The sequence below is a fragment of the Bacillus sp. JZ109 genome (assembly GCF_053903135.1).
The window spans coordinates 1,391,725-1,407,501 of the sequence record NZ_CP096388.1 but is presented as its reverse complement, the minus strand read 5'-3'; the positions used below and the strand labels follow the sequence as shown (position 1 = coordinate 1,407,501).

Here is a 15,777-nt window from a genome sequence, read left to right as displayed (position 1 = left end):
GTGCCTATTACCATACCAATCGCAAACATAATTAGTCGATTCTTTACGGCATGATGGGCAAGTGATAGCCGGCTTTTCTGCTGGCTCTCCTTCGTGCTGCTCGTATATCTCTATAACTTCATTAATTAGGAAGGTAGTTCTTTCAAGTTCTTCAAGTAGCTCTTTTGGCAGCTCTTTCACACCTATCACCTCAAAAAGAAGATACCAGAACGTTTGTTCTAAAACAATTAAAAAACCCTCAGTTCGAGATAAAGGGGAGAAAAGTACCATGTGATTCCTAGATAAGTAAAAAAGCCCTGCTCATATGAGTGGGCTCAATTATTATGGGGGCGGTATTTTTTATTTGCTTCAAGTTCTTCTTTTAAAGCCTCCGCATCCTGGCGTAAAAACAAACTTGTATTCCCTATCTTTTTTACAGCTTCAATGCGTTTGTCACTTATCAACTTACTCATGCGCTGCTTATTTACCCCTAAAATCTCGGCAACTTCGGAAGTGCTGAGGACCTCAGTTTTTACGAAGCCCTCAACCTCCTGGCGACCTCTTAAATGAAATTCCATGTTATTTTCTCCTTAAAGCCATATCTTTGAGAACAGCATAAATTGTTAATGCTACAATTATAGCCATTACAGACGTTGTAAATGCGTTTGTCCAAAAGGAGCGCACGCCTATCGCTGCCGCACTCAAAAGAATTAATGAAAAGATGAACTTTTGGTTTTTCTTCATTTTTTATGCTAGACTGATTATAATGTTATTGAGAAGCGAGCTCCCACTCGCTTCCCTGCAATCGTTAATCCTTCTTATTATCTTTCTTGTTACTATCGTGGGACTGCTGAAAAATCCAACCGATAGAAACAACATAGAAGATAATTTGAAGGATTTTTATTATGTTGTCTAGCATTTCCTCACCTCCTTATATATTTATTATAGCATATCTGTAGACATACGTCTATACATATAATAAAAAAATTTCCCTCCCTTGGTAAAAAGAGAGGGATTTTCTATTATAGTAGGGCTTCTAATTTTGCTTTTGTTTTCGGTCCGTAGATACCATCTGCAGAAAGCCCGTGCATCAGCTGGAACCGTTTGACCGCGTTTGCTGTTTTCGGACCATACACGCCGTCAATGCCGTTATTCTTCGCCCCTTTGTCTGGGTAGAAATAAAGAGCCGCCAGCGCTTTCTGAATCTGTGTTACAGACGCGCCTTTCATCATTGGACTTTTCACTTTATAGATGCCAGAAGGCAGCGCATATGACGTTTTCTTTTTGCTTGAGCTTGTTGTTGTCTTTTTGGTTGTGTTTGTTTTGCTTGAGCTTGTTTTCCCGCCCAGTGACTTCAATTCTGCTTCAATGGCAGCCTTAACCTCATTCCATCTACCCTCTGACAAAATACGGTGAGGACAATACTTGCCGTTCCAGTCTTGGTGTTTGCGGACACGGTCAATACCCCAGCCTCGCTCTTTGAGCAGCTGCGCCACAAACTTAATCGCCAGCTTTTCTGCTGCCTTATATTTAGCGCCTCCTGACTTGCTGTAGCAGATTTCAACGCCAATAGACTTACGGTTCCCTGTGCCGTTTGTGCCGTCTCCTGTGTGCCATGCGTTACGATTTAACGGTAGCCCTTGAATAACCTCTTTGTCATCAACGGCAAAATGAAAGCTTGTCGAGCTAGTATTCCCGATCATATAGCTGATCTCATTGGCAGCTGACGCGTCATTCGCTGTATTGTGGATGGTGATGTATTCAGCGTCCATGTGATTAGGGCATTTCAAATCGTATTTAGCTTCTGATACAAGATTCTTTTTCACTGTGATTGTCATAAGTGTTCTCTCCTTTATTGTTGATATAGAAAAAGCCGCCGGGTTACCCAGCAGCCTGTTCATCCTTTTCATTTGTTTGTTCATTGTCATTTTCGATTACGTGAAGCCGATCAACAATGGCAGCCGGAATCTTAACGCCGATCTGTGCAAGGTTCTCCGTAATGGAGAGCCCCTCATTCGCGATATAAAAAAGAACGGTCCCAAATGTCAGGACGCCGTTCAGATTGAGAATTGTATCTATGATGTTTGCCACGATAACCACAAGAAAACTGAGCATCTTACGCACATAACCGAACCATGCGCTACGGCTGCGGAGCTCCTTAAACTTCCACGCTTTCACCACACCGGTAAGGATATCAATGATGTTTAATATCAGCATTAAATCAAGATATTTCACACCCCAAACAGATAAACTCTCGCTAAATCCAATGTTTCAAAATTAATAAACACCGTTGTCTCCTCCATTTCTTGTTATCACCTCCTTAGAGGCAAAAATAAAAACGCCTATTAAGCGCTTATCATTCTTTGTTCAATTCAACCCCAGCAGGCTCGTCAGTCTCCCTAGAAGGGATGTCGCTGGGAGAAGAGTAATCCTTTCCGGTAATTTCTTTGTATTGAATATCTGTTATCTTGCCTAGTTCCACATATTTAGCAACATCTTCATCATTGTAAGCCTTCCAGCTGTAGCAGTATTGAATACATTTAAACCATTCCATTTACAACACTCCTTTTTCAGTCAAAGACATTAATAGGCTCGCTATTGTCTCGGCTTGCTCTTGCGATTGTTTTTGCGTTTCCGCCAGCTGCATGAGCAGCAACGCGTTTTGTTCTTTTAATTGGCTTACCGGCGACACTTCGGATGCCCCGGCGCTTAGAATCTCGTCAATCTCTTCCTGTGTGGCTGTCTCCGTCCATTCCTGATTCTCCGCATCAAACTTTGGCTTAAATAAAGAAGGAGAGTCAGGCAGCTCTACGGTCGTGCAATCTGCAGGAATGATATAATTACCTTTTCCGTCTATTTCAGTGACTAATATGGGTTCAATAAACATATAATTCTCATCATATCTATAAACCTGTAACATTCTTAACCTCCTTAGTTTAAAGCGACAACGGCATCCATGTAGTAGCCCGTCACATTGCTGTCATTGTTTGAGTGAATACCGGTAAGCTTCATATCTCCGCTCGCATTAATAAATAACTTACTATACCCCGTTGTACCTGAAACCGGGACCATCACGGCCGCACCGTTTGCCGGCAGTCTGTCAGCTGGGATTGTCCCGCACACAACCTCACGTGTTGCTGTAATATGCCCGCGCAGTAAAAGAAGAATTCCACATTTCGCATACTGGAACGGCCTGTCTCCTGTAGCAGCCCCGTTTTTTAGCGTGACGTTTTGCCACACAATAGTTTCAAACTCAGCATCTGTTATGAACCTTTTCCACTCTTTAAAAACACCGTTAGTGTGGACTGTAGCGTGCCAAAGTGTGTTATCGTAACTTCTCCATGCGAGAATTGACTTTCTACCAGAATCACCTTCTACCACGTCATAATTGAACCAAGAGCTGTCATTTTCTACCGGATTGTTTTTGACTGAGGTACCATTTGCAAAATAAAATCCTGAACTCAATGCTAAAACATCTGCCCCATCAGCTAATTGAGTCCGTTTCCCGTCATCCTTTGTCAACTTCGCCAGCTGTCCGCCGTTCCATTTATCTCTCTCATTTTGTGAGATATGCCGGATCGAATTGTAGTTATGGGCATTAAACTCAGCTAAAGAAGCTTGCTGCACATTATCCACCTTATCCAAGCCAACTTGTGCTTTTGTTACGGCATGGGGGTTGTCCTTTCTATTTGCATGAGCATCTACCTTTGACTGAGCACCCGCAATGGACTCAGCAGGGAACCAATTGATCTTCGTATGATTCGAATTGTAATAGAACCACCAAGCATTCCCGTTTACGTCCACGGCGTACCCCATGCCAATCCCTGGCTGTCCTACAAGCTGCATACCGCGCAAGCTTGATGATGACGGGTTATCAGTAACGGCATTTGTCCCATAAAAAGAGACAGTCCCTACATCTTTAAGCGAATCATAAAAAGAGCCCTCTGTGAGGTTGTATTTCTGCGTTCCGTTCTCTGCTGTTATCCTAAAGGTTTGACCGCTATTCCACTTGGTTCTCTCACTAGAAGAAATGTGTTTAGTTGCATCCGATACATGCAGATCAAAATCTTGTTTAGAAGCTTGCTGCACATTGTCCACATTGCCCAATCCTATTTGGCTTTTCGTCACCCCGTGAGGGTTGGACTTATTCCTTGTATGAGTGTCCAGATTCGCCTGGACCGCGTCAGCTTTCTCCTGTGCACCTGCCTTTGTCTCAACATTATCCAAGTCTTTAAATTTCTCCTGAAGGTCCGCCACTATTGCCTCGACTGACTGCCTTAACGTCTCAAAATCTTCGATGTAATATTCAGCAATTGGCACAATATCCGAGTCAATAAAGTCTTTGTCTATTTGAAAAGTAAACTGAGTGACGCCCAGTGACTGTTTATTGTCGTAATACAGATTAAGAGACGCTTGAACCTTGCCGTAATGCTTGATTTCTTCACTTGTCAAAACGTATTCAGCAATGCCGTTCAACTTATCGACGATCGTAATATTCTTGATGAACTTACTGCCGTCGGCCATTACCAAAACAAGTTTCCCGGTCACCGCGGACAAAGGTAAAGGGACGCCATCTTTGAACACTTTAAATGTCAATTTGGCCGTCCCTATATCTTGCGTACTAAAATGTATATTTGTTGTCCTGCTGCTTGAGCTAGTGCCCACATTGGCACTTATCGCAGCATCTTTATAGATCATGAAACCCCCTCCTTACCCTATCGGGAAGACAATATTTAGGTATGTGTAAGTGACCGCGTCCACACTGTTGACATTAAAGCCCCATGCAACAATTTCACCGTTGGCACGCACATCTATTTTCCGATCCCCAGACGTTCCGGCAACCTGGCAACCGGTAAACCAAGCCTTTCCTGGTCTAGCACCTGCCGGCAGGACTGCAAATATTACCCCGTCCGTTTCCGGAATTTTAACCCTCCCACGCAAATAAACAAGACCGCCGTTAATGGCATACTGCAGCTTATCATCTGAGTCTGGATTCGAAGCCCCGTTTTTCAAGGGTAGATTTGTCCAATCTAAAGCCTGGCTGGACATAAGCTCCGTCCAATCCCCGGCAACACCTGCGTTAGTTACGACACGCGTATAAATTTTGATGGGACGCCCTGTAGAGTTTCGGGTCAGTGTCTGAATAACAGACCCCGATATGTCAGCCGGCGCAACATGAAACCACCAGCCCGCGTCCCCGCCTGCTGGGTGATCTGTCAGCTTGGAAGTCTCGGCCGTAGTCATGTAATAATAGCCGACTTGGCGAAAGTCTTTTAGTTTCGTTATTCCATCAGGCAGGCGCATAGCATTTCCGTTGTTTTTCGTTAACGGGTAGCCCTGAAACCCTTGTGATAGGTCCGTGGCAAAGGCAGCCGCATTGTCTTTTGAGTGGTAGGCATACACTTTTGCCAGGCGCTTTCCGACTGAACCCGTTGCAATCGCAGCGAATAACGATTTCTTCCCTGTCATTGGGTCCTTATAAAGAAAAACGGATTCAGGCTCCCGAAAATCCCCCTCATATTTCCCGTCAGGACCTCGGCCAAAATCACACGTAATACGTTTTTTAAGCTTTCCATCTTTGAAGCTGAACAAAGACAATTCTGCTGGGTATGTGACGCTGTTTGTATCTCCTGTGTACCAATACAAATCGTATCCGTCGATAGTGAAGCCCTGCAGGTAATGCAAATCGTTTGGAACTGTCACTTCTCCCAGCAGGTTATCAATACCGTTTTTCACATCATTCAATTTACGCAGCTGCACAACGCTGTCATCGTTACTGTCTTTTAAACGTAAGGCAATTAAGCCGTTTTGCTGATCAATTACAGGGATAGCATACAACTCAGTGAATTTGTTGAATCGTTTAATCCCTCCGTTTCCGCCGTTGATCGTCGCACCGGCTGTGTATGGGAAACGAACCAGGTCATGACCAATTGTGCTGCCGTTTGAATCGACAACATCATAGTTTGACCAGATATACATTCTGTCGTTTTCTCGTTCAAGCCCGATTGTGGTGCCGTGCCCGCCATGAATGACTGTCATGCTATCAAGCATTACGCCGTTTTTATTCATCCTGGTAATGACGAAGTTTTGACTTTGATCTGTGTTGCCACTGCCCACTTGAGTCGCGTATATATCGCCTGTTTTCTCGTCTATTACGAAACACTGCAGCACCGTTTTATCTGCAAGGTTCAAACTCGTGTGATAAACGGGCGGTATTGTCGTGTAATCGAATCCGTATTCTTTTTGAACAGAGGCATCAAGGTCAGAGAGTGATTTCTCAATCTCTACAACACGCTCATTCGCTGTGTCAAATTCTTTACCTTCACGATTTATGCGTAGGTCCAGAACCTCTTTTACGTTCGTGCCATCTGCTTTAGTAATCACGTTGGCGAAACGCTTTTTCATCGTTTCTAGTTCTGTAGAAACAGAAAGACCGCCGTGATCAATTTGACTTGATTTATGGGCGGTCGTTGAACTTTCATGATATTTAAGTTTATTGTTAAGCAGATTGACTTCCGTTTCGGTTGCCTTGGCGTTGTCATCCAACTGAGTGAACAGTTTGGCATTCGGTGCATCCCCATGCCTTTTATTAAGATAAAGCGTCATGTTTTCACCTCTATTTCTGTCCTACTATGAGGATTTTTACTTTTGAACCTTCTGGAACACCCAGAGGATCACTTATTTTTCCGTCTTTATAAAGGGTTATATTAATGATGTTTGTGTCCACATCTTCCGCGTACAACGTATAGCCCGCCTCTTTCATAATGGAATTGGCATCGCCGGTCACATACTGGATTGCATAATCATCATCCGTATTCAAAGAAAGAATGCTCGCCGCCAAGGAAGCAAAACCATCGCCAGAAGATACAGACCATTCACCATTTAAAAATTGCAAAGAGAAAGTATATGTGGTCTGCTGTGAAGCCTGCGTATTCGCAAGGCTTTGCTTTATTTGATTGATCTCAGCAAGCCCAGAAGCCAATTGATTTTGATAATTTTTAATGGCCTGCTCCTGATTCTTCGCACGCTTTTTCTCTTCAATTTCCATGTCTACACGGCTTTTTCGTTTTCCGTCAATTGTCAGGTCAGAAGGCTGTTCAGGTCTCAAAGGGTTATATGAAGCCCCAGTTGCTCTCAGCTTCCCATCAAAAGTAATTCCGTTTAGGGGCGTATCAGCATATACACGAATGGTGTCCCCTGCCATAACCGGCTCTTCTATATCAGCCAGGGCCTGATCTAATAATTCCACATAGTCGGCATCATAGGACACCTCTGCATAAGGATTGACTTTGGTCTTAAGCAGCTTAATCATATCCTCTTTTTTGGTGATAGAATCATCTGTGACCGGTTCCGCCCAGGATGGCTGCCCGTTGATTAGAAACTTTTTTTCTTCCGGGTGAACATAGGTGACCGGAGGAAAGACATACTTTTCATCCTCATTCTTGAAAGTTCTGTACACTCCGATAATGTTGCCGCGTAGGAGATACATGACCGGGTCAGCTTTCTTTGTGCCTTTGGTATTTGGGTTATTGCTGTCCCTGCCTTTAAAGGTAGCTACGACCTTATAAGTCTTGCTGTCCAGGCCGCGAATGATATCAAACTCTTTTTCTGTCGGGGCTGAATCTTTATAGACAGATATGGTTTTCGTCTGATCGGCTATCTTAAATTCCCATTTACCGCCCAGCTTCGACACAAGTGTTTTAAATTTAAAGCCTGTCCCTGTGAAAGAAAAAGAAAACGTGGCTCCTATTTTCTTCGTATAATCTGCTTTTAGTGAACTATCATACGCCCAGGTGCCTGTTTTGGAATCGTAGGGAATGGACTGATCGCCCAGGATGTCTTTATCTTCCTTGAGCTTTCCGTATCCTTTCACCCGTGTTGTCGTGTTATCTTCGCTTGTTGTGATCTGTAAAGACGTTAGATTTGAAAGGTTATCCAGCCTTTTTACAATCTCTTTGCCGGCTTTTTTGTAGATGTATAAATGCGTGTTATTCGGGATGATTTCAACCCCAAAGGTAGAAATGATTTCGTCCATCAGTTCAGAGGTCTTTTTATTGCCGAACCCCTCCAACTTTTTAGCTCCGATTCCCTTCGCATCCGGCATAATTGTAAATGTGATTTCACTGCCTTTTACTGCGTGCTTAAGTGCTTCATTGAGAGTTTTTGTACCTTCTATCGTCTCGTGAACAACATGCTTGATCGCCCTAAAGGAATAGATGTGCGTGGCTGTAATGTCTTTAGTTAGCAAGGCCCCTTCCTGTTTGATCGTGGGCGTGTTAATGAAATACTGCTGCTTTTTATATCGCACCTCGTCGATAATAATAAAATTTCTTCCGACTAAAGCATTGAAAGGGATCTGATTGTACTCAGTCAAGGTAATCGAAAAAGACAAATCCTTTTTCCCAGTGACGTCATCATTCACTTTGGGCTCAACATGAATAAGCTCATGTTTTTGGCCGGTTTTAATGTCATGAACAAACATCTGATTCAAAGAGCCTCACCCCCTATTTATAATAAAAATGTGTAACGAAACGGATATCGCTGTAGGTAGCACCCGCGATCCTAAATTGATTGTGGCCAGCTACAAGAGACGGAAATCGCCCACTTCTATCGGAAATAGGCGCAGAGTTCTTCAGAATGTGATGCTTCAAAAGTGTTATCTTATCCGTTTTTGAAAATTTCCCGTTCAGCGTCAGGGTTTCATTTGTTGTGACATTAGTGATTGAAATATCAGTACCCTGCAGATACATTTCAACGTTGTAATTGTAGTTAATCGGGTCCAATTTTACGTCCCCTATGTTATCCACTACAAAAGAGTTTTTATTTTGAAAGTGAAACACAGGTGTTGAGTCCCGCCGGATATTCATGCCCAAGTGAAACTTTTCGTCCTTCAATTCCATAGAAGCAGTGCTGTCATATAAAGACTCAGCAAGTCCCTGAATGGCCGTTAATGTAATATCCACTTCCTGATACTTCTTGCCGTTTTCTTGATAGATAGAAAATGCATCATCACATGTAACAAGCCATCGTTTATAAGGCTGCTGCGTATTGATCACATAATAGGGGTCCTCTCTTATAAAAAGGTTGTAAACGGCATCCCTTTTGATCTGGAACTGATAAGAGCTGTTTGCCTCCACAATCACTTTTATGTTGATTTTTCTTTCTGTGTAACGCCCAGTGTTCCCCTGCTTAAGCATCATCGTCCCATTAATGAGCGCGTTTGTTCCTGCCGTCTGCCTTTCGAACACTGGCGCCTCCGGCCTAAATGAAGAAAGCGAGACACCTGGAAGAGTCTCGCTTAAATACTTGCCGTCTATTATTAGATCATAGTTTATCAACCTACCACTCTCCTAAGAGAAGCTTACATTATTCAGCAATCCCTTTTGGTTTCTTTCCTTGTTGTATGCTTCGTCTTGAATTTTATTTAATTCCTGGACACTTAGTATTACATTCGGGTCTTTCGCCACAAGCTGCGTTAATAGTCTTACCGTTTGGCTTAACAGATTAATTTCCGCTTGCTGATTGCTGTTTTGTTGCTGCAGTAAAGTCACCATGGTTTTCAATGCGTTTGCATCGCTTGAGCTTGACCGGCTTTCCGGCTCATACCCAACCATTTTACCCGCCTGGCTGAGAACCTTATGAGCTTGGCTGCGCCTAAATTGACGCAACGGCAGCAACATTTCTCCTTTATGCACCTCAGCCATATGATCACGCGTAATCAATCCGCCTGTATCGTAACCGATGTAACGGCCGCCGCGTGCCATAGACTTCAAGCCTGGATGATTCAGAATGCCCCCATATCGACTATTGAGATAGTTGATTGAAGCTAGAATTTGGTGTACAGGGTTTTTGATATTCCCGTATCCTGGTTCTTTGTTTGCTTCGAAGGTGCTTGGAATGAACTGCATAAGCCCCTGGGAAGGATGCCCCGCTTTCCAGTTTGAATCCCATCTGTTTACGACATTCGGATTTCCGCCTGATTCCTTCATTGCTATTGTCTCAAGTGCTGAGGCATATTCTGAACCCAGCCCTTTTATCTTTAAGGCTTGAGCAACCCACTTTTTGACGGCTGCAGTGCCGCCTTCACCGAAGTTGCTTGATTCCCCAAACTTATCTTTAATGAAATTAACAAAATTCTTTTTGATAAGGGAGAAAGAGCCCTTTAGGACATCGCCGGTAATGCCTTTTACCTTGGGCAGTTTCAATCCCAGCTTTTCAATGACCTTTTTGACAAGTTTTGACGGGTTGCTGATATAGTCAAATACATCTAAGGCAAGGTCCTTCACTTTTCCAACGGCTGCCTTTGCTCCATTCCACATCTTAGAAATGAAACCTTCTTTCTTCTTTGTTCCGTTCGCATAAGCTGGAATTCCAGAAAGAAAAGCTCTCGTGTCAATTGCCGACAAGACTTGTGTTCCTTTGGGAAGGTTCATAAGTGTATCAGTCGCAGGACTCAGCCCCATGTGACCCGAAGGGGTGATAAAAGCTTCTGGTCCTGCATTTGAACCTCTACCATCACCGAGAATTGCCGGGCCTCCTGGATGCCCACCAGTACCATTTGCATACTGCGGAACTTCCCATTTAGGGATTTTAGTATCAACCCCGATTTTTCCTAAAATCCAGTTGATACCCTGCTGAGTAAAGCCATTGATGATTTTACCGAATCCACGGAGCGTTCTGTTTCCAAACGCTTTTATTCCGTCCCAGGCTTTGCCTGCCATGCTCTTAATTCCGTCACCCATTTTTTTAGGTAATGACTTGGCAGCATCAACAATATCCCAGAATTTCTTAACAATGCCGTCTTTCATATCACCGACAATTTTAAACGCTTTGTCTTTGAGGTACGTGAACATTTTCCCTGCATTTGTGGCTCCATCTTTAAATAAACTTTTGATCCAGCCCCACATTTTTGGAAAAATGCCCTTTAAGCCAGCGCCGAGAGCCTTGGCACCGCCAAGAATCTTGCCGAAAAATGAAAGTTGGATAGCATTCCAGACGACTTTTATGGCGCCAGAGAATATTTTCTTAATTCCTTCCCACATTTTCGAAAAATTCCCGGTCAATAACCCAGAAAAAACGAGGATAACGCCCTGGATAATTGAAATCGCGCCAGTGATGACGCCCTTTATATTCCCCCAAACAGAACGTATGATCGCAAGTATAGCCGGCATGACAAATTGGACAATCGACCACACATTTTGAAGGGCTTGAGTAATAACAGAACCGTTTTGCTGCCAGAAAGACTTCCACTGCCCAGTGAGTTGACCAATGAAAGACATCACGCCGCCCAGTGCCTGTTTGACCAGAGGACCAAGAGTTCCAAAAACTTGGGATGCAATAGTGCCGAGAGCCGAAAAGGTCGGCTTCATGGCGTCAAAACTTGCCTTCATGTTGGATATGATGGGCTGTGCCTGCTGCTTAAAGCCCGAAAAAGCTGTCTTGATATTGTTTATCCCGTCGATAATGGTTTGGACCGTTAACACCGGGAAAAAGTCCATCAGTTTATCGGCACCTTTTGACGTATCACCATTGAAAACGTCCATAATGCCAGAGAAAATAGTCTTTAGATTCTTTCCGGCATTCGCGATATTGTTAAAAGTCGGTTCAAGGCTTTTCATGCCAGACTCTAAGCCAGACATGACCGGTTCAAGTAAGCTTAGGACCCCATTTCCAATAGGCTCTAACGACGCCAAGGCAGAACGGCCAATCTTTTTAAGCCTTGTCCCAAAATTATCTTGTAGGGCCTGGCCTGCTTTTTTGGTTGCTCCGCTTGTATTTGAAAAGCTATTCTCTATGTTAGCCAGTGCAGAGACGCCTTTTTGTCCTAAATCCTCGAACTGCGTACCCATAATTTGCTGCCCTATCTTATAGGCATCGCTTTTGTTTTTCATGCCGTCAATATCTTTCATAACAGCCGAGAAAACCAGGTCGCCGCCTTTCCCAGTCTTTTTAAACTGAGCGTATAAATCTTGGGTGTGTTTTGATAGTGACTGCATGGCTTCGTCTGCTGTTCCATCTGATAAACGAATGTTCATTTCTTTGATCAGATCGCCAACCTTATCCAGCTGGAAGGCCCCTGATTCAGCACCGGCCTGAAAGACTGAAAACATTCTTTGTGTGGAGAATCCTGCAGCTGCAAACTGATTGGAATATTCGTTAATCGAATCTAAGAACTCTCCGGAATAATCAAGGCCCTTCTGAAAACCACTGGTGATCATGTCCATTGCTGCATCAGTGGAAAGTCCATCAAATGAATTTTGCATCGCGTTGATTGACTTTGTAATGTCATTCCCGTCCTGGTCAAAAGCTTTGGCAATTGTCATGGTGCCCTTCGTGACTTCTTTTACTGTGTTATCGGTTGCACCCTTTAATGACTTTACGTTTTGTTTTACGTTGACGATTGCGTTTTTTGCATCCCCAACGCTGTCACCGAAACCATCAGCCCACAAGCTTTTTGCTGAACTTGCAACCTTCTGAGCCTCTTTTTCCGTCAGCCCTAATTGAGCCCGAATTTCGCCCTGGGCCGCCTGCGTATCAAGCGCCATTTTGGCACCAAGCCCGCCGATTGCAGCTGTCAGCGCACCGACACTGGCAACGCCTGCAGTCAGCGCACCGACCAAGCCCACTTTGATAAAAGAACTGAACTTAGACACTTTCCCGCCAGCGTCTCCACTTGCATCACCGATTTTTCTTTGACTGTCTGTCAATCCCTCAGCGCTTTCACTTGCCTGGCTTTGGGCTTGCTCCAATCGTTGATATTGCATTTGCGCACGCCGCAGTGAACCTTCCAGAGAATGATACGATTGAATCTGAGTATTTAGCCGCTGGGCGTATTTCTGCGCCTGCTGTGAGCCTTCGCCGTATAACTGAACCTGTTTCTCGTAAGATTTCCGGTACTCTTCCACAATCTTCTCTTGAATGGAAAGCTCATTTGATAAACCTTCAACTTTCTTTTTGCTGGCCGTGAGTTCATCACCCATCGCTTTAAACTCTTGAACAGTTGCTTTTGTGGCCGTTCGTGCTGTTTTAAGATTGTTTCTAAGACCTGTTATTCCTCTGTTTACGCCGGCATCGTTAAGCGTGGTATTAATAACTAAATTTCCTATCGGTCTGCCTTCTGTCGCCAAATAGTTACCTCCCTTCTATGGTTTTTTAGAAACACAAAAAGAGCGCCTTTACAGACACCCTTTTACAAAGTAGCACCAAATATTTGATAAGCCGGGACCAATTTGTTCTCTTCCTCATGCTTGTAAGCTGCAAGATCAAAGAAGCGTTGTATATCCATTTCATCTATTTCATGAAGCTTGTAACCATTTTCCATCAAATCAAGATACATCTGCTTCATTCTGTTAAGATAATCCCTGTAGGTCATTGGTTTCCCTGTTATTTTTGAGACTCCACTGCCTTCTTCTTCAATTGAGCCTTTTTTTTACTCTTTGTCATCGCTTGGTCAATAATATCTCTGAGCCAGTCACCTAAATCCTCAGAAGCAACACCGTCCAAAATATCGTCGACGTCAAATTGACCTTTAAAAATATCCACGACAAGACCCATCATATCCGTCATAACCTCATATTCGGTCATTTTTGAATCCTCATCCGTTGCTAGCGCATGAATTTCTAATGCTCTATAAGTAAACCGCGATGTAACAATTGGCTGAATGAATGTTTTTTCAGGAACTGAGACAATTTCCCCGTTTTCGCCAATTTCAGCATTTGCATAATCTTTCAATACTGCTTTAATCATGTAAAAACCACCTTCTTATATTTATAGAAAAAGCAGCCGCTGTCCGGCTGCCAGTTTTATTTCCCTAAATCTGCACTTACTTCTTCTGTTGTCATGCCATCTGGCAGCATCCCATAAGCACGCTGATAGAATTTTTCAAGTGTGAATCCATCGTTTTGATCGTAACCAATCAGGAAGACAAGACCGTCCGATTTACGCGGCAAGAATTGCCCTTCGATCGTATCTGTTTGATAGTCCACTTTATCTTCTTTCGTTTTTCCTTCCACAGAAGGGATGCCAAATTTCCCTTTTAACAAGGCATAATACACATAGCCTTTCTCATGGTGTTTTTGACGCCATGTAATGCACACGTAAGGCGGCTCCATATCTTTGTGGTACTCTTCAATACCATCAACAACCTTCACACCTAAAAGAGTTCTTTTCATTTCGGTAGTAAGGTCTGCGACATTTAACTCAAGTTTTGTTTCACTGACTCCTGTACTTTTCACCGCAAAAATGCCATCATCTGCATAAAGGGGTGATAGTTCAGAAGAAACATCCAGCTTCGCTTCAATTGCCCCCGGCATATCTACGATAGCAGAGGCTTTTTCATCAACAAGCTCGGCATATTTAATGCCGCTTAGTCCCGTCTTAGCCATTCATATCATCCTTTTCTATATTTATTTTTTGAATATCAATTAATTTGGTCGCTCTGTATCTCCGGGCGTATCGGTATAGAGCAATATCTGGGTCACGGTCAAAGGCTGACGCATATTGCTTGTAGTCGTTCTCTGCCATGATCTGATCAATCACAGGCTGTATAGCCTGGGCGTCCTTTATGGTTTTAGTCCATAAATCTATTTGAATATCAACTTCAAATGTTAGGGCCCTATCGTCCGCATAGTCTTTTCTGTGGCTCTCAAGCTCGTTAATGCGAATCATCGGGGCCTTTTCTATGTCCTGATCTTCTTCTGGAACAAAGACCAGGAATATCCGGTCACTGTCCACAAGAGAAGTAAGGGTTTCGTTTTCACTTAAAAGCTTTTCAACTTCCTGAATGGGAAGCATCATAGTCCCAGCTCCCTCATGTATACTTGCTGTACGATCTGCAAAACCGTTTGCTCCATTTCGTTTGATGTCCTCTCAATGAAGTGCTGCGGGGGCTGCTTGATCGTTCCAAAGTTAGAGAAGTGCAGGCGGGAGGCTGTTTCTTTCCCATAACCCACACTTGCATATATCTCCCCGTCTTCCTTGGCCTTTGAGTACACCACATTATCTTTCATGTGTACTTTGTGGGGATCGTGGTCGCTTTCTCTACCTCGGGGCGTATTACGTTCCAGCGCCTCAGCAAAAACCTGTGCGCCTGCCTGGACGGCTGCTTTGGCTGCCCTGGTATTTTTTCTTGCAAGCTTATCAAGCTCTTTTTCTATACCGCCGATACCGTCATCTTGCCGCGCCATCAGCTCACCTTCTCCGCAAAAACATTGATCAGGTTTTTATCCTGAGAGTTCGGGAGAATGTCTTTTATTTCGTAAAGCTCATCATCATGAAGAACATGCATGTTATTAGTCGCCTTCTTAACTTGCTGATAGCGAATAATGAACGTGACGCTGTTTTCTAAGAAGGTACCAGCAGTCGTGAGCTTTTCCCTTAACTTCTGTTCTCTTATCTCAGCCCAGCAAGAAAATAAGGGCTCATTTATCACAATATTCTCCCTGGTTTCCGGGTCCTTCCCGTTCTTTCGTGTAACAAAAGTGATGCGTGTATTGAGTCGGCTAAAGTCCATCTGTATACGCCCCTCTGAATTGCTGAATAAAGTTTGTTACGCCGAAAGGTATTTCTTGCAACGCCTTGTCCATTGAGGATACGCGCTGTTCATACCAGGCACCGACCAAGAACATGACAGCTGTATCAAATTTAGGGTTGTTTTGAAAGAAAGCATCCCTGTTCGGCGAAAGCGTTACGGCGTCCTTGATATAATCTTCCGCAGTATCTTTCAGCCGCTGGATAAACCCATCATCAAAATTGTGATCTATACGCATCGCAAGCTTTAATTCTTCAAGCGTCATTCCA

Annotated in this window: 16 protein-coding genes and 1 pseudogene; all 17 read right to left on the bottom strand. The window is 43.6% G+C overall.

Going from position 1 to position 15,777, the window contains the following annotated elements; translation table 11 throughout:
• Nucleotides 1-314: 314 nt before the first annotated feature.
• The 17 genes and pseudogenes from M1D94_RS07155 to M1D94_RS07075 all read right to left on the bottom strand — a co-directional run bounded on the left by M1D94_RS07155 (nucleotide 315) and on the right by M1D94_RS07075 (nucleotide 15,773).
• Nucleotides 315-557 carry a helix-turn-helix domain-containing protein gene (locus M1D94_RS07155; protein ID WP_042975111.1) on the bottom strand — a complete coding sequence of 81 codons (243 nt, stop codon included), beginning with the start codon at nucleotides 555-557 and terminating at the stop codon, nucleotides 315-317.
• A gap of 444 nt (nucleotides 558-1,001) precedes the next feature.
• Nucleotides 1,002-1,817: a peptidoglycan recognition protein family protein gene (locus M1D94_RS07150; protein WP_095374975.1), complete on the bottom strand. Its 816-nt coding sequence runs from the start codon at nucleotides 1,815-1,817 to the stop codon at nucleotides 1,002-1,004.
• A gap of 43 nt (nucleotides 1,818-1,860) precedes the next feature.
• Nucleotides 1,861-2,282 (bottom strand): annotated as a pseudogene (locus M1D94_RS07145) (phage holin family protein).
• Between the two features lie 53 nt (nucleotides 2,283-2,335).
• The gene (locus M1D94_RS07140) at nucleotides 2,336-2,533 is read right to left on the bottom strand and encodes an XkdX family protein (protein WP_456270472.1); all 198 of its coding nucleotides are present in this window, start codon (nucleotides 2,531-2,533) and stop codon (nucleotides 2,336-2,338) included.
• Nucleotides 2,534-2,899: a hypothetical protein gene (locus M1D94_RS07135; RefSeq protein ID WP_268439079.1), complete on the bottom strand. Its 366-nt coding sequence runs from the start codon at nucleotides 2,897-2,899 to the stop codon at nucleotides 2,534-2,536. It abuts the gene before it with no gap.
• Between the two features lie 11 nt (nucleotides 2,900-2,910).
• The gene (locus M1D94_RS07130) at nucleotides 2,911-4,677 is read right to left on the bottom strand and encodes a phage baseplate upper protein (RefSeq protein WP_456270471.1); all 1,767 of its coding nucleotides are present in this window, start codon (nucleotides 4,675-4,677) and stop codon (nucleotides 2,911-2,913) included.
• 12 nt (nucleotides 4,678-4,689) lie between these two features.
• The gene (locus M1D94_RS07125; protein ID WP_167568567.1) at nucleotides 4,690-6,585 is read right to left on the bottom strand and encodes a phage baseplate protein; all 1,896 of its coding nucleotides are present in this window, start codon (nucleotides 6,583-6,585) and stop codon (nucleotides 4,690-4,692) included.
• 10 nt (nucleotides 6,586-6,595) lie between these two features.
• The gene (locus tag M1D94_RS07120) at nucleotides 6,596-8,461 is read right to left on the bottom strand and encodes a prophage endopeptidase tail family protein (RefSeq protein WP_456270520.1); all 1,866 of its coding nucleotides are present in this window, start codon (nucleotides 8,459-8,461) and stop codon (nucleotides 6,596-6,598) included.
• 22 nt (nucleotides 8,462-8,483) lie between these two features.
• A complete protein-coding gene (locus M1D94_RS07115) occupies nucleotides 8,484-9,317 on the bottom strand; it encodes a phage tail domain-containing protein (RefSeq protein ID WP_456270470.1) in 834 nt (277 codons plus the stop codon).
• A gap of 12 nt (nucleotides 9,318-9,329) precedes the next feature.
• On the bottom strand, nucleotides 9,330-13,106 hold the full coding sequence (locus tag M1D94_RS07110) for a phage tail tape measure protein (protein ID WP_456270469.1): 3,777 nt from the start codon (nucleotides 13,104-13,106) through the stop codon (nucleotides 9,330-9,332).
• Between the two features lie 62 nt (nucleotides 13,107-13,168).
• Entirely contained in the window at nucleotides 13,169-13,324 is a 156-nt protein-coding gene (locus M1D94_RS07105) for a hypothetical protein (RefSeq protein WP_225910714.1), read from the bottom strand.
• Between the two features lie 38 nt (nucleotides 13,325-13,362).
• Nucleotides 13,363-13,725 carry a phage tail assembly chaperone G gene (gpG, locus tag M1D94_RS07100; protein ID WP_014479877.1) on the bottom strand — a complete coding sequence of 121 codons (363 nt, stop codon included), beginning with the start codon at nucleotides 13,723-13,725 and terminating at the stop codon, nucleotides 13,363-13,365.
• Nucleotides 13,726-13,781: 56 nt separating this feature from the next.
• A complete protein-coding gene (locus M1D94_RS07095) occupies nucleotides 13,782-14,363 on the bottom strand; it encodes a major tail protein (protein WP_046160691.1) in 582 nt (193 codons plus the stop codon).
• On the bottom strand, nucleotides 14,356-14,775 hold the full coding sequence (gp17, locus tag M1D94_RS07090; RefSeq protein WP_046160692.1) for a tail completion protein gp17: 420 nt from the start codon (nucleotides 14,773-14,775) through the stop codon (nucleotides 14,356-14,358). The genes M1D94_RS07095 and gp17 overlap by 8 nt, the downstream gene beginning before the upstream one ends.
• Nucleotides 14,772-15,164, bottom strand: coding sequence for an HK97-gp10 family putative phage morphogenesis protein (locus M1D94_RS07085; RefSeq protein ID WP_031600548.1), 393 nt, complete (start codon nucleotides 15,162-15,164; stop codon nucleotides 14,772-14,774). The genes gp17 and M1D94_RS07085 overlap by 4 nt, the downstream gene beginning before the upstream one ends.
• Nucleotides 15,164-15,490, bottom strand: a complete 327-nt coding sequence (locus tag M1D94_RS07080; protein WP_046160693.1) for a phage head closure protein — start codon at nucleotides 15,488-15,490, stop codon at nucleotides 15,164-15,166. The genes M1D94_RS07085 and M1D94_RS07080 overlap by 1 nt, the downstream gene beginning before the upstream one ends.
• Nucleotides 15,480-15,773 carry a head-tail connector protein gene (locus M1D94_RS07075; protein WP_046160694.1) on the bottom strand — a complete coding sequence of 98 codons (294 nt, stop codon included), beginning with the start codon at nucleotides 15,771-15,773 and terminating at the stop codon, nucleotides 15,480-15,482. Before M1D94_RS07075 ends, M1D94_RS07080 begins: the two co-directional genes overlap by 11 nt.
• Nucleotides 15,774-15,777: the final 4 nt, after the last annotated feature.